This is a genomic window from Chloroflexota bacterium (assembly GCA_020161265.1).
GTDB lineage: Bacteria > Chloroflexota > Chloroflexia > Chloroflexales > Herpetosiphonaceae > Herpetosiphon.
The window spans coordinates 1-14,572 of the sequence record JAIUOC010000006.1; the positions used below are offsets into that span (position 1 = coordinate 1).

Consider the following 14,572-nt stretch of genomic DNA (forward strand, 5'->3'; position numbering starts at 1 on the left):
TGGCAAAACCAGGCTCGATCAAACCACACACCAAGTTCAAGGCCGAGGTCTACGTGTTGAAGAAAGAAGAAGGTGGCCGCCACAGCCCATTCTTCAGTGGCTATCGCCCACAGTTCTACGTTCGGACGACGGACGTGACGGGCGCGATTGGCTTGCCCGAAGGCGTGGAAATGGTGATGCCAGGCGACAACATCCAAATGACGGTGGAGTTGATCGTTCCGGTAGCTATCGAACAAGGCTTGAAGTTTGCGATTCGTGAAGGTGGCCGCACCGTGGGTGCAGGCATCGTGACCGAAATCATCGCATAAGCTATAAAACGGCTGGCAGGTGTGCCCGTCACACCTGCCTTCTTTTGCGCTTAGGAGTAATGACGTTGGCAAAGCAAAAAGTTCGCATTCGCCTCAAGGCGTATGACCACAAGATCTTGGATCAGTCGGCACGCCAGATCGTGGATGCGGCAGAACGCACCGGTGCCCAGGTCGCTGGCCCAGTGCCGTTGCCGACCAAGATCGAAAAATACAGCGTGTTGCGCTCACCCTTCATTGACCGCGACAGCCAAGAACAGTTCGAAATTCGGACCCACAAGCGTCTGATTGACGTGATCGATCCAAGCCAGCAAACGATCAATGCTTTGATGAAGCTCAACTTGCCCGCTGGTGTGGATATTGAAATTAAGCTCTAATCGGGAACCCCGCTTGGAGCCATAGCCAATACGGCTGGGCGTGGTAGCCCAGAGGCTCCGCACGCTATGGACTAAGGAGTAACCAATGCTCAATGGTATTTTGGGTCGCAAAATTGGCATGACCCAGATCTTCACCGAAAAAGGTGAAACCATTCCTGTCACCGTGATCGAAGCTGGCCCATGTGTGGTCACCCAACTTCGCACCAAGGACAAGGATGGCTATGAAGCAGTCCAACTCGGCTTCGGCGAAATCAAACCACGAAAAGTAACGAAGCCAATCCAAGGACACCTGAAAGCTGCTGGTCGGCTGGTTCGCTTCATGCGCGAAGTGAAAACCACTGACTTGAACGCACACACTGTCGGCGACGTGGTAAATGTTGATATTTTCCAAATCGGCGAAAAGATTGATGTCGTCGGCACAAGCAAAGGTCGCGGTTTTGCTGGTGTTGTCAAGCGCCACGGTTTCCGTGGTGGCCCAGCAACTCACGGTCAAAGCGACCGCCATCGCGCCCCAGGTTCGATTGGTTCAGGCACCACCCCAGGCCGCGTCTGGAAAAACATGCGCATGGCTGGTCGGATGGGCAATGATCGCGTAACCGTTCAAAATTTGGAAGTGGTAAAAATTGACCTTGAACGCCACGTAATCTTAGTTAAAGGCTCAGTGCCAGGCGCTAAGAATGGTTTGGTGATGGTCTCACGGGCAGCTAAGGCCACGAAGAAATAGGAGTTGACGCATGGAAGCCAAGCTTTATAACCAAGCCGGTCAAGCCATCGGCACGCTTGAGCTGCAAGACTACATCTTCGGCATCGAGCCTAACATTCCCGTGATGCACCAAGCAGTCATTCGCCAACTGGCTAATGCACGTTTGGGCACTCACAGCACCAAGACTCGTGGTGAAGTACGTGGTAGCACGCGCAAGTTGTATCGCCAAAAAGGTACTGGTCGCGCTCGCCAAGGCGCTATTCGCGCCCCCCATCACTCAGGTGGTGGTGTTGTTCACGGGCCAAAGCCCCGCAAGTACACCAAAGCCATGCCTCGCAAAATGCGCCGCTTGGCAGTACGCTCGGCACTTTCGGCCAAATACGCTGAAAACCAAATCATTTTCTTAGATGATTTGAGCTTGAATGCACCAAAAACCAAAGACTTCCTGGCTTTGTTGAAAAACTTGCCCTTAGTCGGCGATAAGACGCTGGTGGCATTGGGTGAAAAGAGCGATAACATCACGTTATCAGCCAGCAACCTGCCAAATGTCAAGACCTTGTTGGCAGCCTACCTGAATGTTCGGGATCTGTTGACCTACGACACCTTGATTTTGCCCAAGTCGGCACTCAGCGTTGTTGAAACAATTCTGGGCAAAAAGTAGGAGATGCAACCGATGAACGCGCACGATATTATTATTCGCCCCGTCATCACCGAAAAAAATACGGCGTTGATGGAAGAGGGCAAATACACGTTCGAGGTGGCACAAGAAGCCAACAAGCCGATGATCAAGGCTGCTGTGCAACAGATTTTCAACGTCAACGTGAAAGCTGTTAACACCATGAATGTCAAGGGTAAGTTGAAAGTTCGCCGTACTCGCAATGGCCAACAAAGCGGTTATAGCCGCAGTTGGAAAAAAGCCATCGTTACCTTGGCTCCAGGCGAACGGATCGAAATCTTCGAAGATCTCTAGGAGGTTACGCAGTGGGCATCAAACGCTATAAACCGACATCGCCGGGTCGGCGTGGCATGACCGTCTCGGACTTCGCAGAAATCACGAAGTTCGAGCCAGAAAAGTCGCTTACCGAACCCTTAAAGAAACATGCTGGCCGTAACAACCACGGTCACATTACCACCCGTCACCGTGGTGGTGGCCACAAGCGCCGCTATCGCTTGATCGATTTCAAGCGCAAGAAATTTGATATTCCAGCAAAAGTGGCGGGGATTGAGTACGATCCAAACCGCTCAGCGAATATCGCTTTGTTGCACTACACCGACGGCGAAAAACGCTATATCATTGCTCCATTGGGCTTGAAAGTTGGCGATACCTTGATGGCTGGCCCCAATGCCGAAATTCGCATTGGTAATGCTTTGCCATTGGCCAACATCCCAATCGGTTCGCAAATTCACAACATCGAATTGACCCCTGGTCGTGGTGGCCAATTGGTGCGCAGTGCTGGTAACACCGCCCAATTGATGGCCCGCGAAGGTAACTACGCCACTGTGCGTTTGCCATCTGGCGAAATGCGCATGGTGCACATCAAGTGTATGGCTACCTTGGGTCAAGTCGGCAATGTTGATCACCAAAACATCATGATTGGGAAAGCTGGTCGCAGTCGCTGGTTGGGCCGTCGCCCAGTCGTGCGTGGTTCAGCAATGAACCCTGTTGATCACCCACACGGTGGTGGTGAAGGTCGCGCCCCAACTGGGATGAACCCCAAAACCAAATGGGGCAAGCCAGCAATGGGCAAAAAGACTCGCCACAACCCCCGCACTCAACGCTTTATCGTGCGGACTCGCAAGCAAAAATAATCCCTGGGGAGCGCTTCGTTGTGATGGCGCTCCTCACCTTGGAGCAAGGGCGGCTTGGCCGCCGCTGCACTGGGTTCCGATAACTCGTGCAGCGCCTTCTCCCTCGTGAGTAGTGACAACAACTACTGCAACTAAAGGAAGGAAACGAATGTCTCGTTCAACCAAAAAAGGTCCATTCGTTGACGTTCGGCTCTTGAGCCGCGTTGAAACGATGAATCGTGGCAATGAAAAGCGCCCACTCAAAACGTGGTCACGCGATTCAACCATCTTCCCTCAGATGGTTGGTCATACCATCGCTGTCCATGATGGCCGCCGTCACGTGCCAGTGTATATCACTGAAAACATGGTTGGTCATAAGTTGGGTGAATTCGCGCCGACCCGCACATTCCGTGGGCACGGTGGCAAAAAGGCCGACAAGCGCGGCAAATTAAAGTAAGAGGTGCGCAATGCAAGCTAAAGCCATTCTGCGTAACTTCCGCATGTCGCCGCAAAAAGTTCGGCTGGTTGCCGACCTCGTGCGCGGTAAAAATGTGACGGAAGCGCTGGGGATTTTGCAATATCTGCCCCACAAGGCAGCCCCAGAAATTGCCCGCGTGATCAAGTCGGCCAAGGCCAATGCCGATCACAACTATCAAATGTCACCCGAGGATCTGGTCGTTAAAACGATTATGGTCGATGCTGGTCCAGTGCTCAAGCGCTATATGCCTCGTGCGCGTGGCCGTGGTGATCGTATCTTGAAGCGTTCGTCACACATTACCGTGATCGTCGATGACGGCGAAGTCTTGTAGAATATAAAGCATGAATGATGAAGGCATCGTGCAATGATGTCCTTCATACTTCATCCTTTAGTTCATCATTATCTTAGGAGGATCTCTTGGGTCGTAAAGTGCATCCGAATGGATTCCGCCTCGGCATCATTAAAGATTGGAAATCGAAGTGGTTTGCCGAACGTAACTATACTGAACAACTGCACCAAGACTTGGCACTGCGCAAATATATTGAAGGTGCCGATGAGTTGAAAAACGCTGGTGTAGCACTTGTTGATATCGAACGCTCAGCCAATCGGGTTGAAGTGACCATCCACACGGCTAAGCCAGGGATTGTCATTGGCAAACGCGGCGCGAACGTCGATACCCTCAAAAACCAAATTGAAAAACTCACAGGCAAAAAGGTGCGCTTGAATATTCAAGAAATTCACCAGCCTGAATTAAATGCTTACCTGGTGGCCGAAAGCGTTGCTGAACAAATCAGCAAGCGGGTTTCACACAAACGCGCCATGAAGCAAGCAACCCAACGTGCCATGCGGCTTGGTGCTCAAGGCATCAAAGTCAAATGCTCAGGCCGTTTGGGTGGCGCTGAAATGAGCCGCTCATTGTGGGAACGTGAAGGTCGTGTGCCCTTGCACACCATCCGCGCAGACATTGACTACGCCTTGGTGCATGCTCACACTACCTATGGCCGAATCGGGGTTAAAGTTTGGATTTATAAGGGCGATGTGCTTGGTCAACGCGAACGCCAATCTGCAACTGCAGCAGCCGATGCGCCAAAAACCAACACTCGTTCGGGCAAGGGGTCGTAAACCATGTTAATGCCCAAGCAGATGAAATATCGCCGCCCACACCGCCCTCGTAACATCAAGGGTATTGCTCAACGCGGCGCAACTGTGGCATTCGGTGATTTTGGTTTGGTCTCGCTCGAAGCTGGCTGGATCACCAGTCGCCAAATCGAGTCGGCCCGCCGTACCATCACCAACTATGTGAAGCGGGGCGGTAAAGTTTGGATTCGGATCTTCCCAGATCGTCCAATTACCCAAAAGCCTGCGGAAACACGGATGGGTTCCGGTAAAGGTTCAGTTGAATACTATGTCGCAGTGATCAAGCCAGGTCGCGTGTTGTTCGAATTGAACGGCGTGCCCGAAGATGTGGCCCAAGAAGCACTGCGCCGCGCTGCCCAAAAATTGCCAGTCAAGTGCAAATTCGTAACCAAGGCATCGCAGGAGGTTGGCTCAAATGAAGGCTAGTGAACTGCGCGACATGAGTAACGCTGATTTGGAAAAGTTGATCAACGATAACAAACAAGAGTTGTTCACCATGCGTTTCCAAAAATCAGTTGGCAAATTGACCAACACCGCCCGCGTGCGGTTGTTGAAAAAAGATATCGCCCGCGCCAAAACGGTCATCCACGAACGCACCTTGGTGGCGGAGGGAAATTAATGAACGAGCATTTAGCAACAACTGATAGCCGCAAGCAAAAAGTTGGTCGGGTTGTCAGCAATAAAATGAACAAAACCGTGGTGGTTGCAGTCGATTACCTGCGCCCCCATCCGTTGTATCGCAAAACTGTGCGTCAAACCAGCAAGTTTTACGCCCACGATGAAAACAACGAATGCCATGTAGGCGATACCGTGGTGATCGAAGAAACCCGCCCCTTGAGTAAGCTCAAGCGCTGGCGCGTGGTTGAAATCGCCACCAAAAACCGCCGCGAAGGCTTGAATGTTCTGCGCCAAGACGTAGTAACCGTTGAAGGCGAAACCGAGGAGGCCTCGTCGTGATCCAGCAAGAATCTCGTATGCGGGTTGCCGATAACACAGGCGCAAAAGAGCTGTTGTGTATTCGGGTACTCGGTGGCACCAAGCGCCGCTATGCTAGCGTTGGCGATACGATTATCGCAACCGTCAAGCAAGCCAACCCAGGTGGCTCAGCCAAAAAGGGCGAAGTTGTTCGCGCCGTGATCGTTCGGGTCAAAAAGGGCTATACCCGCCCCGATGGCTCAATGATTCAGTTTGATGATAATGCTGCTGTCATTATCAACCAACAAGGCAACCCTCGCGGCACGCGTATCTTTGGGCCGGTCGCCCGTGAATTGCGCGAAAAGCAGTTTATGAAGATCATCTCACTTGCTCCAGAAGTGTTGTAACATTCTTCACGAGCTGTGGTACAATACAACGCTTGTGGGCAACCACATAGCGGTGACTATGGAGGCAAAACCATGCACGTCAAAAAGGGCGACCGCGTAGTGGTCCTTAGTGGGCGCGAAAAAGGCCGCGAAGGTGTAATCAAGCTGTCTTTGCCCAAAAAAGAACGCGTCGTCGTTGAAAATGTTAATATTGTCAAAAAACACGTTAAGCCAATGGGGAATCGCCAAGGCGGTATCCTCGAAGTTGAAGCAGCTTTGCATGTCTCAAAAGTCATGTTGATCTGCCCAGCATGTGGCAAGCCTTCACGCACTGGCCATCGCGTCAACGACGAAGGCAAAAAAGTTCGTGTTTGCAAACAATGCAATGCCGACGTTGCCTAATTAGCAAGGTCGAAGACAAATGAGCAATGAACAACCGTAGGTTGCTGACTACTCATTTGGTTGGAACTATCGTATTTGCCATCTGGGCTGGCGCAGTTGTGCCGCAACCGTTTGGTAGCCTTGGTTACCAATGCTGCCGCCGAACCCCAGAAGTGAGGAACCCATGGCACGTCTTAAGGATGTCTATTTGAAGACCGTGGCTCCTGCATTGTTCAAGGACTTTGGCTTTAAGTCCCCTATGCAAGTGCCTCGGATTACCAAGATCGTCATCAACATTGGCTTAGGTGAAGCGTTGCAAAACCCCAAAGCGGTGGAAGCAGCTATTGGCGACTTGACCATGATTGCAGGTCAAAAGCCGGTTGTGACCCGCGCTAAGAAATCGTTGGCAGCCTTCAAACTCCGCCAAGGCATGCCGATCGGCGCAATGGTAACCCTGCGCAACGACCGGATGTACGATTTCTATGATCGTCTGGTCAACTTGGCGTTACCCCGTATCCGCGACTTCCAAGGCTTAAGCCGCAAATCGTTCGATGGTCGCGGAAACTACAGTATCGGTATTCGGGAACAAATCATCTTCCCTGAAATCGAATACGATAAAGTCGATAAAATCCGTGGTCTTGAGGTGGCGATTGTTACCACCGCTCCAAACGACGAACAAGGCTTTGCTTTGTTGAAGGCGTTGGGGATGCCGTTTCGTGACTAGAGTTGGTCAGGCACTACAGGTGTAGTGAACCAACGACTCTTACTGGGAGGCCAAAACAGTCTATGGCTAAGAAATCAATGATCGTCAAGGCGAATCGCGCACCAAAATTTTCAACGCAGGGATACAATCGCTGCAAGCGCTGTGGTCGGCCTCGGGCGTACATGCGAAAATTTGGTATCTGCCGGATCTGCTTCCGCGAGTTGGCATCACAGGGGCTGATTCCCGGTGTAACAAAATCAAGCTGGTAGAACCAGGAGGACGAGCTAGTGAGCGTTAATGATCCAATTGCCGACCTGCTGACACGCATCCGCAACGCGGGTATGGCGCGTCACCAAACGGTGACGATTCCATTGTCGAAAATCAAGCGCGGTATTGCTGAAATTTTGCAAGCCGAAGGCTATATCAAGAGCTTTGAAGTTCAAGAAGGCACACCATTCTCAAACTTGGTGTTGACCTTGAAATATGCTGCTGACCGCAAGCCAGTTATTACCGGCTTGAAGCGGGTTAGCCGCCCAGGTTTGCGGGTCTACACCAAGCGCAACGAGATTCCTCGGGTGCGTAACGGTTTGGGCTTGAGCATCCTTTCAACTCCTAAGGGGTTGATGACCGGCGATGCCGCTTGGAAAGCAGGCGTTGGCGGCGAAATTGTTTGTTACATTTGGTAATACTAAACGAGGACAACGGTAGCATTACCGTCATCACTCGTGGAGGAAATGACCCATGTCACGTATCGGTCGTAAACCGATTGAAGTTCCAGCTGGCGTAACTGTGAACGTTGACAGTAATAATCTGGTCACGGTCAAAGGCCCCAAAGGAACCTTGAGCGAATCAATTCGGCCTGAAGTTACGGTTAATATCAATGGCGCAACGGTAGAAATTACCCGCGTCAACGATAGCCGTCAGGCTCGCGCTTTTCACGGTCTCTCACGGACGCTGGTCGCCAATATGGTCGATGGCGTAACCAAGGGCTTTGAAAAAACGCTCGAAATGAATGGTACAGGCTATCGCGCTACGCTTGATGGCAAAACCTTGGTGCTTTCACTTGGCTTCTCGCACCCAGTGCGGGTTGAGCCATACGAAGGCAACAGCTTTGAAGTAGCCGAGCGTCGGGTTGTGATCAAAGGTCCCAACAAGCAAAAAGTTGGCGACCAAGCAGCCAATATTCGTAAGCTGCGTCCACCCGAACCCTACTTGGGCAAAGGCATCAAGTACAGCGACGAAGTGATCCGCCGCAAGGCCGGTAAAGCTGGTAAGAAGTAGGCTGTTGGCGGCGGCGTAGCGTGGCATCACTAACGCGCCGCCTAACCCACCTACAGGAGAAATATAGCAATGTCGAAATTTACATCCCGCGAATTGCGGGCCCGACGGCATCGTCGGCTTCGTGGTCAACTCAGTGGTACGCCCGAGCGCCCACGCTTGAATGTGTTTCGCTCAGGCCTGAATATCTATGCCCAAGTGATCGATGATCTCGCTGGTCATACGCTTGTTTCCGCGTCAACGATCGATACCGAATTACGCGGCAGCCTTGGTGAGCAACGCAAACTCGAACAAGCACATTCAGTTGGCAAGGCCGTTGCAGAACGCGCTCGCGCCGCTGGGATTACCAAAGTGGTGTTCGATCGCGGTGGCTACAAATATCACGGTCGTGTGAAAGCTGTTGCCGACGGGGCACGCGAAGGCGGACTTGAATTCTAATCAACTCTGGAGGCAACGTGGCGAAGCGAAATCGAACTGGCGCTGATGAAGTTGAAATGGACGAACGGGTTGTCCAAATCAACCGCGTCGCGAAAGTGGTCAAGGGTGGCCGCCGCTTCAACTTTAGCACCGTCGTAGTCGTTGGCGATGGCAACGGCAATGTCGGGCTAGGGATGGGCAAGGCTTCTGAAGTACCTGAGGCGATCCGCAAGGGCGCTGAATCAGCCAAACGCAATATGATCGCGGTTTCCGTTATCGGAACCACCATTCCACATGAAATTGTGTCAACCTATAAAGCATCAAAAGTGTTGCTCAAGCCAGCCTCAGCTGGTACTGGCGTTATCGCTGGTGGTGGCGTGCGGGCCGTGCTTGAAGCCGCTGGCATCAAGGACGTTCTGACCAAATCATTGGGCAGCAACAACTCAGTCAATGTAGTGCGAGCTACCTTGAAGGCACTTTCTGAATTGCGCACTCCGCAAGAAGAAGGCCGTCGCCGTGGTCGCGCTGCATCGTCATTCCGCCTGAGCGGCCAAAGCCGCGCCGTTATCAGCGGTACGGAGGAGTAACGATGACTTTGCGTATTACTTATAAAAAGAGTTCAATCGGCTATAGCCAAGCGCAAAAAGATACCGTGCGCTCACTCGGCTTGCGCAAATTGAACCAAGTGGTCGAACTTCCAGATACTCCGGTTGTCCGTGGGATGATCTTCAAGATCAAGCACTTGGTAACTGTCGAGGAAGTGACTGCGACGGAGGCCAAGTAATGAAATTGCATGATCTGAAGCCAGCACCAGGCTCAACTCGCAAAAGCAAGCGCGTTGGTCGTGGTCATGGTTCGGGCAAAGGTAAGACCTCTGGTAAAGGTATGATGGGTCAAAAGGCTCGTTCAGGGCCAAACCCCTACCCACACTTTGAAGGTGGTCAAAATCCTTTGGTCCGCCGGATGCCCTACAAGCGTGGCTTTACCAACCGTTTCCGGGTTGAATATACCGTCGTCAATGTCGGTGATTTGATCGAATGGAACAATGGCGATGTAACGCCAGAAGCACTGCGCGAAGTCGGCTTGATCAAAAACCTCAAGCAACCGATCAAAGTCCTCGGCGATGGCGACCTGAACGTAGCCCTCAAGGTGCGTGTCCACAAGGTTAGCGCCAGCGCTCGCCAAAAAATTGAGGCTGCGGGCGGTTCAGTTGAACTGATTGACGCTGCCGCCTAAACAATGGTGATGCGATGACCTTCTCTTGCGACGGCGTAGCGGGCTCTGCCCAAGGCTACGCCGTTTGCAAATGAAGGTCATTCGTGCATTACACAGGAGAATTCGATGCTTCAAGCTGTGGTCAACGCGCTTAAAATCGCCGAAGTGCGTAAGAAAATTTTGTTCACCATGATGATGCTGGTGATCTTCCGCTTTATCGCGGCTATCCCAGTGCCAGGGGTCGATACAGCCGAACTCGATCGGTTGTTTAATGGTCAGTTGCCGTTGAGCGATTTGGCTAACTTCCTCAACTTGCTCTCGGGTGGGGCGTTGCGGCAGTTCTCGGTCGCAGCCATGGGGGTCTATCCCTACATCACGGCTCAAATTATTATGCAGTTGCTGATTCCGTTGATCCCAGCGCTGGAGCAATTGAGCAAAGAGGGTGAGCAGGGCCGCAATCGTATTCAGCGCTATCAGTATTTCCTCACTGTGCCCTTGGCCTATCTCCAAGGCTATGGCCAAATTAAATCCTTGATCAACAGCGGGATTAATTTGTTCGGTACGTTGAATTTCAGTATCACCGAAAACTTCTTCCAAACCTTCTCGATCTTGACGATTATGGTTGCTGGCTCGATGTTCTTGGTTTGGATGGGTGAGTTAATCGACGAACGTGGGATTGGTAATGGTCTCTCGATGATTATCTTCGGCGGGATTGTTACGGCGCTGCCAAGTATGGTCTATCAAGCTATCACCACCTCAAGCTCAGGCAATAACGTAATCGGCGGGATTTTGCTGCTGATCGTAACCTTGGCCACTGTGGTTGGGATTGTGTTGATCACCGAAGGCCAACGCCGCATTCCAGTTCAATATGCCAAGCGCGTGCGCGGCAACAAGGTCTATGGCGGTCAATCAAGCCACTTGCCATTAAAGGTCAATATGGCTGGGATGATTCCCTTGATCTTCGCCCAAAGCATTTTGATTTTCCCCAGCACCGTTGCTTCCTACTTCTGGAATCCCAATGGTTCGGGCTTCTTCAATGGCGTTGCCAACTTCTTCGTCAATAGCTTTGGCCCGAATGGCTTGGCCTTTACCTTGGCGATGTTTGTGTTGGTCTTGCTCTTCACCTACTTCTATGCCTTGGTGATGTTCAACCAACAAAACTTGCCTGAAATGTTGCAACGCAACGGCGGCTTTATTCCAGGCATTCGCCCAGGTCGCAACACCGAAGTTTATCTGACCAAAGTCTTGAACCGCATCACCTTGATTGGCGCGGTTGGCTTGGCGGTGGTTGCAGCCTTGCCCTATTTTGTGCAACAAATTACCGGCTTGCAAATTGGCTTTAGCAGCACCGGTTTGTTGATTGTGGTTGGTGTGGCGGTCGATACCATGCGCCAACTCGAAGCCCAAATGATGATGCGCAATTATGAAGGCTTCATCTCGCGCTAAGAAACGCTAACTGCTGTGGGCAGGCGGCGCTATGGCGAACAACGGCGTTCGCCATCCTTTGCTGACTCACCGAGGAGCACTGACCTATGAACATCATTTTGCTTGGTTCGCCTGGAGCGGGCAAAGGAACCCAGGCAACTGAGTTGGAAGCAGCAACCGGCATGAAGCATATTGCTAGCGGCGATATGTTTCGGGCGGCTGTGCGTGAAGGCACACCACTGGGCAAACTCGCCCAATCGTATCTCGATAAAGGCGAGCTTGTGCCCGATGATGTTGTGATTGGCATGGTTTTGGAACGGGTACGCCAACCCGATTGTGAAAATGGGGTGATTTTCGATGGGTTTCCACGAACGCCTCAGCAAGCCGAAGCCCTGCAAGCAGCCCTAGCTGAACATAACGATGCGATCAACGCAGTGTTGTTGCTGCATGTCGATAAAGATGTGCTGATTCAACGAGTGATTGGGCGCTGGACTTGCAGAAAATGTCAAGCTGTATATAATACATACTTCCGAGCACCAAAAGTCGAGGGTGTTTGTGATCTCTGCGAAGGCGATTTGTACCAACGCAGCGATGATAACCTTGAGACGATCAACCATCGACTTGATGTTTACGAAGCCCAAACATCGCCATTAATTGCCCATTATCGCACGCAAGGAATCTTGCATGAAATTGATGGCCTCGGCGATATCGACGATATTACTGCACGCATGGTTCAAGCAATTGAATCGGCAAAGCCGTGCTAAATTTGTGGTATAGTAATAGGTACCGATGCAGAAGCATGGGCCGACGGCCTATGCTTCTAGCTTGCTGCGTATGCTATACACCGTCTGCTGGCGTATTGCACAGCCCAGTGACGGGTTATCCTTTGGGGCAATCGCGCACCACTCGCAACGCATGCGACCATTGCCACCGCTGATGTGCTAGTTTTAAGGAGTTATATGGCCAAGAAGAAGGATGTCATTGAGGTCGAGGGCGTTATTACTGAGCCACTGCCAAACGCGATGTTTAAAGTAGCGTTGGATAACGGGCTGGAAGTATTAGCACATGTCTCTGGCCGGATTCGGATGAATTATATTCGGATTCTCAAAGGCGATCGCGTGCTAGTCGAACTCTCGCCCTATGATCCGACTCGTGGCCGTATTACTTATCGGTACAGATAACACACTGACCACCGCAACCAATGCCTCGGGCCGAAGCGGACTGGGGGTTGGATTGTTGTGTGTCTACGAGCGAGGTTCCGATGAAAGTTCAACCATCAGTTAAACCACGCTGTGAATATTGCCGGGTCATTCGTCGTAAGGGCGTTGTCCGCATCATTTGCAGCCGCACCCCGAAGCATAAGCAACGGCAAGGCTAAGAGGAGCATCGAATGGCACGTATTTCAGGGGTTGATATTCCCCGCAACAAACGGGTGGAAATTTCCCTTACCTACATCTACGGGATTGGTCGCACCACCAGCACTGAAATTCTGGCTCGCACCAATATCAATCCAAATGTTCGGGTCAAAGATTTGACCGAAGACGAAGTGATTCGTTTGCGCGAAATCATCGACCAAGATTACACCGTTGAAGGCGATTTGCGTCGGGCTGTTCAATTGAACATCAAGCGTTTGATGGATATTGGCTGCTACCGTGGGATTCGTCACCGCAAAGGCTTGCCATTGCGCGGTCAACGCACCAAAACCAACGCCCGTACCCGCCGTGGTAAAAAAGGCGCAGCAATCGGTGGCAAGAAGAAAGCTACCAAGAAGTAATTTCCTGAATTTTTATTTTCAACGCTATTTCGGAGGCCTTGAATGGCGAAACAAGCAAAAGCGGGAGCAGCTCGCCGCCCTCAACGCGGTCGTCGCCGTGAGCGTAAAAATGTGCCGCGTGGCCAAGCTCACGTGCAAGCAACCTTTAATAACACGATCGTTACGATCACCGACCCAGCTGGCAACGTGGTTTGCTGGAGCAGCGCTGGCGCAAGTGGCTTCAAAGGCTCGCGCAAAAGCACTCCTTATGCAGCCCAAGTAACTGCTGAACAAGCAGCACGCAAAGCCATGGATAACGGCATGCGCGTCGTCGAAGTGTATGTAAAAGGCCCAGGCGCTGGCCGTGAATCAGCGGTGCGGGCACTGCAAGCTACTGGCTTGTCGGTTATTGCAATCACCGATGTTACGCCAATCCCACACAATGGTTGTCGCCCACCAAAGCGCCGCCGCGTGTAATGGCTTCGCGGCAGCATGCTGCCGCCGAAGTGTGTAGTAGCAACGCCACGATTAAAATACGTGAGCAGGATGAAGCACGGCTGTTCCTATACGTGGAAATAGGAGTCGGTGTGTAAACTGCCTTGGCAATTAGGAATTGCGAAGGGACAAACAAGAACATGGCTCGATATACTGGTCCAGTATGTAAATTGGCACGCCGCGAAGGCGTTGACCTAATGCTCAAGAGCGGTAACAGTGGCCGCAAGGTGCTTGAGCGCCGTGGGAGCCAGCCCCCTGGCCAACATGGGGCTTCAGTCCGACGACGACAATTGTCTGATTATGGTGTTCAGTTGCGCGAGAAGCAAAAAGTTCGCCGGATCTATGGTGTTTTGGAACGCCAGTTCCGCCGCTATTATGGCATTGCGACCCGTACTACCGGCCAAACCGGTGCTGTGCTCTTGCAAATCTTGGAACGTCGCCTCGATAATGTGGTGTTCCGCTTAGGCTATGCAGTAACTCGCGCCCAAGCTCGCCAGTTGGTCAACCACGGTCATATTACCGTGAATGGCCGCAAAACCGATATTCCTTCAGCCTTGGTTGAAGTTGGCGATGTAATTGGCGTGCGAGCCGAAAGCCGCAAACGCGATTATTTCAAAGATCTCGAAGAAACCAAACAACTCAACCGCGTGTCACCACCAAGCTGGTTGTCACTTGACGCTGGCAAGATGGAAGGGGTTGTACAAACCTTCCCATCACGCGAAGAGTTGGATATGTCGATTAACGAGCAGTTGATTGTTGAATTCTACAGCCGCTAATCGGACGTAATCGGTATCACTATCCCAGCAGGAGGCGGAT

The 14,572-nt window shown here is 51.9% G+C and carries 29 protein-coding genes; all 29 read left to right on the forward strand.

The genetic code is table 11. The annotated features are described in order from the left end of the window. Nucleotides 1-308: elongation factor Tu (tuf, locus tag LCH85_14130; GenBank protein MCA0353126.1), on the forward strand; the 308-nt coding region annotated here is incomplete at its 5' end. Nucleotides 309-373: 65 nt separating this feature from the next. Continuing rightward, nucleotides 374-682, forward strand: coding sequence for a 30S ribosomal protein S10 (rpsJ, locus tag LCH85_14135; protein MCA0353127.1), 309 nt, complete (start codon nt 374-376; stop codon nt 680-682). 85 nt (nt 683-767) lie between these two features. Next, nucleotides 768-1,406 (forward strand): 50S ribosomal protein L3, encoded by a 639-nt coding sequence (rplC, locus tag LCH85_14140; GenBank protein ID MCA0353128.1) that lies wholly within the window; start codon nt 768-770, stop codon nt 1,404-1,406. 10 nt (nt 1,407-1,416) lie between these two features. Next, on the forward strand, nt 1,417-2,046 hold the full coding sequence (gene rplD / locus LCH85_14145; GenBank protein ID MCA0353129.1) for a 50S ribosomal protein L4: 630 nt from the start codon (nt 1,417-1,419) through the stop codon (nt 2,044-2,046). Between the two features lie 12 nt (nt 2,047-2,058). Continuing rightward, a complete protein-coding gene (gene rplW, locus LCH85_14150; protein MCA0353130.1) occupies nt 2,059-2,355 on the forward strand; it encodes a 50S ribosomal protein L23 in 297 nt (98 codons plus the stop codon). Between the two features lie 11 nt (nt 2,356-2,366). Further along, nucleotides 2,367-3,194: a 50S ribosomal protein L2 gene (rplB, locus tag LCH85_14155; GenBank protein MCA0353131.1), complete on the forward strand. Its 828-nt coding sequence runs from the start codon at nt 2,367-2,369 to the stop codon at nt 3,192-3,194. A 148-nt stretch (nt 3,195-3,342) separates the two neighbouring features. Next, on the forward strand, nt 3,343-3,630 hold the full coding sequence (gene rpsS, locus LCH85_14160) for a 30S ribosomal protein S19 (GenBank protein ID MCA0353132.1): 288 nt from the start codon (nt 3,343-3,345) through the stop codon (nt 3,628-3,630). A gap of 10 nt (nt 3,631-3,640) precedes the next feature. After that, on the forward strand, nt 3,641-3,982 hold the full coding sequence (rplV, locus tag LCH85_14165; GenBank protein ID MCA0353133.1) for a 50S ribosomal protein L22: 342 nt from the start codon (nt 3,641-3,643) through the stop codon (nt 3,980-3,982). Between the two features lie 86 nt (nt 3,983-4,068). Beyond that, nucleotides 4,069-4,773 carry a 30S ribosomal protein S3 gene (gene rpsC, locus LCH85_14170; protein MCA0353134.1) on the forward strand — a complete coding sequence of 235 codons (705 nt, stop codon included), beginning with the start codon at nt 4,069-4,071 and terminating at the stop codon, nt 4,771-4,773. A gap of 3 nt (nt 4,774-4,776) precedes the next feature. Continuing rightward, complete coding sequence (rplP, locus tag LCH85_14175; protein MCA0353135.1) at nt 4,777-5,214, forward strand: 50S ribosomal protein L16; 438 nt, start codon at nt 4,777-4,779, stop codon at nt 5,212-5,214. Then, complete coding sequence (gene rpmC / locus LCH85_14180) at nt 5,204-5,407, forward strand: 50S ribosomal protein L29 (protein MCA0353136.1); 204 nt, start codon at nt 5,204-5,206, stop codon at nt 5,405-5,407. The genes rplP and rpmC overlap by 11 nt, the downstream gene beginning before the upstream one ends. Then, nucleotides 5,407-5,745 carry a 30S ribosomal protein S17 gene (gene rpsQ, locus LCH85_14185; GenBank protein MCA0353137.1) on the forward strand — a complete coding sequence of 113 codons (339 nt, stop codon included), beginning with the start codon at nt 5,407-5,409 and terminating at the stop codon, nt 5,743-5,745. The genes rpmC and rpsQ overlap by 1 nt, the downstream gene beginning before the upstream one ends. Continuing rightward, a complete protein-coding gene (rplN, locus tag LCH85_14190; GenBank protein ID MCA0353138.1) occupies nt 5,742-6,110 on the forward strand; it encodes a 50S ribosomal protein L14 in 369 nt (122 codons plus the stop codon). The genes rpsQ and rplN overlap by 4 nt, the downstream gene beginning before the upstream one ends. Before the next feature lie 72 nt (nt 6,111-6,182). Beyond that, nucleotides 6,183-6,491: a 50S ribosomal protein L24 gene (rplX, locus tag LCH85_14195; GenBank protein ID MCA0353139.1), complete on the forward strand. Its 309-nt coding sequence runs from the start codon at nt 6,183-6,185 to the stop codon at nt 6,489-6,491. A 163-nt stretch (nt 6,492-6,654) separates the two neighbouring features. Next, a complete protein-coding gene (gene rplE, locus LCH85_14200) occupies nt 6,655-7,194 on the forward strand; it encodes a 50S ribosomal protein L5 (protein ID MCA0353140.1) in 540 nt (179 codons plus the stop codon). Nucleotides 7,195-7,256: 62 nt separating this feature from the next. Further along, entirely contained in the window at nt 7,257-7,442 is a 186-nt protein-coding gene (locus tag LCH85_14205; GenBank protein MCA0353141.1) for a type Z 30S ribosomal protein S14, read from the forward strand. Nucleotides 7,443-7,460: 18 nt separating this feature from the next. Further along, nucleotides 7,461-7,859, forward strand: a complete 399-nt coding sequence (gene rpsH, locus LCH85_14210; protein ID MCA0353142.1) for a 30S ribosomal protein S8 — start codon at nt 7,461-7,463, stop codon at nt 7,857-7,859. Between the two features lie 55 nt (nt 7,860-7,914). Next, the gene (gene rplF, locus LCH85_14215) at nt 7,915-8,454 is read left to right on the forward strand and encodes a 50S ribosomal protein L6 (GenBank protein ID MCA0353143.1); all 540 of its coding nucleotides are present in this window, start codon (nt 7,915-7,917) and stop codon (nt 8,452-8,454) included. Between the two features lie 69 nt (nt 8,455-8,523). Then, a complete protein-coding gene (rplR, locus tag LCH85_14220) occupies nt 8,524-8,889 on the forward strand; it encodes a 50S ribosomal protein L18 (GenBank protein MCA0353144.1) in 366 nt (121 codons plus the stop codon). Between the two features lie 56 nt (nt 8,890-8,945). Next, nucleotides 8,946-9,455 (forward strand): 30S ribosomal protein S5, encoded by a 510-nt coding sequence (gene rpsE / locus LCH85_14225; GenBank protein MCA0353145.1) that lies wholly within the window; start codon nt 8,946-8,948, stop codon nt 9,453-9,455. Nucleotides 9,456-9,457: 2 nt separating this feature from the next. Beyond that, the gene (gene rpmD, locus LCH85_14230) at nt 9,458-9,652 is read left to right on the forward strand and encodes a 50S ribosomal protein L30 (GenBank protein ID MCA0353146.1); all 195 of its coding nucleotides are present in this window, start codon (nt 9,458-9,460) and stop codon (nt 9,650-9,652) included. Beyond that, nucleotides 9,652-10,104, forward strand: a complete 453-nt coding sequence (gene rplO / locus LCH85_14235) for a 50S ribosomal protein L15 (GenBank protein MCA0353147.1) — start codon at nt 9,652-9,654, stop codon at nt 10,102-10,104. Before rpmD ends, rplO begins: the two co-directional genes overlap by 1 nt. 105 nt (nt 10,105-10,209) lie before the next feature. Then, nucleotides 10,210-11,529 (forward strand): preprotein translocase subunit SecY, encoded by a 1,320-nt coding sequence (gene secY / locus LCH85_14240; protein MCA0353148.1) that lies wholly within the window; start codon nt 10,210-10,212, stop codon nt 11,527-11,529. An 86-nt stretch (nt 11,530-11,615) separates the two neighbouring features. Next, complete coding sequence (locus LCH85_14245) at nt 11,616-12,272, forward strand: adenylate kinase (protein ID MCA0353149.1); 657 nt, start codon at nt 11,616-11,618, stop codon at nt 12,270-12,272. Between the two features lie 195 nt (nt 12,273-12,467). Continuing rightward, nucleotides 12,468-12,689: a translation initiation factor IF-1 gene (gene infA / locus LCH85_14250; GenBank protein ID MCA0353150.1), complete on the forward strand. Its 222-nt coding sequence runs from the start codon at nt 12,468-12,470 to the stop codon at nt 12,687-12,689. A gap of 80 nt (nt 12,690-12,769) precedes the next feature. Beyond that, the gene (gene rpmJ / locus LCH85_14255) at nt 12,770-12,886 is read left to right on the forward strand and encodes a 50S ribosomal protein L36 (GenBank protein ID MCA0353151.1); all 117 of its coding nucleotides are present in this window, start codon (nt 12,770-12,772) and stop codon (nt 12,884-12,886) included. 12 nt (nt 12,887-12,898) lie between these two features. After that, on the forward strand, nt 12,899-13,282 hold the full coding sequence (gene rpsM, locus LCH85_14260; GenBank protein ID MCA0353152.1) for a 30S ribosomal protein S13: 384 nt from the start codon (nt 12,899-12,901) through the stop codon (nt 13,280-13,282). Nucleotides 13,283-13,324: 42 nt separating this feature from the next. Beyond that, nucleotides 13,325-13,738 carry a 30S ribosomal protein S11 gene (rpsK, locus tag LCH85_14265; protein ID MCA0353153.1) on the forward strand — a complete coding sequence of 138 codons (414 nt, stop codon included), beginning with the start codon at nt 13,325-13,327 and terminating at the stop codon, nt 13,736-13,738. A 158-nt stretch (nt 13,739-13,896) separates the two neighbouring features. Continuing rightward, entirely contained in the window at nt 13,897-14,532 is a 636-nt protein-coding gene (rpsD, locus tag LCH85_14270) for a 30S ribosomal protein S4 (GenBank protein ID MCA0353154.1), read from the forward strand. Nucleotides 14,533-14,572 lie beyond the last annotated feature (40 nt).

What these genes read in the sequence shown, in the direction of transcription:
- rplE (MCA0353140.1), top strand. Translation starts at nt 6,655, where the DNA reads ATGGCACGTCTTAAGGATGTCTATTTGAAGACCGTGGCTCCTGCATTG.
- rplO (MCA0353147.1), top strand. Translation starts at nt 9,652, where the DNA reads ATGAAATTGCATGATCTGAAGCCAGCACCAGGCTCAACTCGCAAAAGC.
- rpmD (MCA0353146.1), top strand. Translation starts at nt 9,458, where the DNA reads ATGACTTTGCGTATTACTTATAAAAAGAGTTCAATCGGCTATAGCCAA.
- rpsM (MCA0353152.1), top strand. Translation starts at nt 12,899, where the DNA reads ATGGCACGTATTTCAGGGGTTGATATTCCCCGCAACAAACGGGTGGAA.
- rpsQ (MCA0353137.1), top strand. Translation starts at nt 5,407, where the DNA reads ATGAACGAGCATTTAGCAACAACTGATAGCCGCAAGCAAAAAGTTGGT.
- rpsD (MCA0353154.1), top strand. Translation starts at nt 13,897, where the DNA reads ATGGCTCGATATACTGGTCCAGTATGTAAATTGGCACGCCGCGAAGGC.
- rplW (MCA0353130.1), top strand. Translation starts at nt 2,059, where the DNA reads ATGAACGCGCACGATATTATTATTCGCCCCGTCATCACCGAAAAAAAT.
- rplR (MCA0353144.1), top strand. Translation starts at nt 8,524, where the DNA reads ATGTCGAAATTTACATCCCGCGAATTGCGGGCCCGACGGCATCGTCGG.
- infA (MCA0353150.1), top strand. Translation starts at nt 12,468, where the DNA reads ATGGCCAAGAAGAAGGATGTCATTGAGGTCGAGGGCGTTATTACTGAG.
- rplD (MCA0353129.1), top strand. Translation starts at nt 1,417, where the DNA reads ATGGAAGCCAAGCTTTATAACCAAGCCGGTCAAGCCATCGGCACGCTT.
- rplV (MCA0353133.1), top strand. Translation starts at nt 3,641, where the DNA reads ATGCAAGCTAAAGCCATTCTGCGTAACTTCCGCATGTCGCCGCAAAAA.
- rplF (MCA0353143.1), top strand. Translation starts at nt 7,915, where the DNA reads ATGTCACGTATCGGTCGTAAACCGATTGAAGTTCCAGCTGGCGTAACT.
- rplX (MCA0353139.1), top strand. Translation starts at nt 6,183, where the DNA reads ATGCACGTCAAAAAGGGCGACCGCGTAGTGGTCCTTAGTGGGCGCGAA.
- rpmJ (MCA0353151.1), top strand. Translation starts at nt 12,770, where the DNA reads ATGAAAGTTCAACCATCAGTTAAACCACGCTGTGAATATTGCCGGGTC.
- rpsS (MCA0353132.1), top strand. Translation starts at nt 3,343, where the DNA reads ATGTCTCGTTCAACCAAAAAAGGTCCATTCGTTGACGTTCGGCTCTTG.
- rplC (MCA0353128.1), top strand. Translation starts at nt 768, where the DNA reads ATGCTCAATGGTATTTTGGGTCGCAAAATTGGCATGACCCAGATCTTC.
- rplP (MCA0353135.1), top strand. Translation starts at nt 4,777, where the DNA reads ATGTTAATGCCCAAGCAGATGAAATATCGCCGCCCACACCGCCCTCGT.
- rpsE (MCA0353145.1), top strand. Translation starts at nt 8,946, where the DNA reads ATGGACGAACGGGTTGTCCAAATCAACCGCGTCGCGAAAGTGGTCAAG.
- rpmC (MCA0353136.1), top strand. Translation starts at nt 5,204, where the DNA reads ATGAAGGCTAGTGAACTGCGCGACATGAGTAACGCTGATTTGGAAAAG.
- secY (MCA0353148.1), top strand. Translation starts at nt 10,210, where the DNA reads ATGCTTCAAGCTGTGGTCAACGCGCTTAAAATCGCCGAAGTGCGTAAG.
- rpsK (MCA0353153.1), top strand. Translation starts at nt 13,325, where the DNA reads ATGGCGAAACAAGCAAAAGCGGGAGCAGCTCGCCGCCCTCAACGCGGT.
- LCH85_14245 (MCA0353149.1), top strand. Translation starts at nt 11,616, where the DNA reads ATGAACATCATTTTGCTTGGTTCGCCTGGAGCGGGCAAAGGAACCCAG.
- LCH85_14205 (MCA0353141.1), top strand. Translation starts at nt 7,257, where the DNA reads ATGGCTAAGAAATCAATGATCGTCAAGGCGAATCGCGCACCAAAATTT.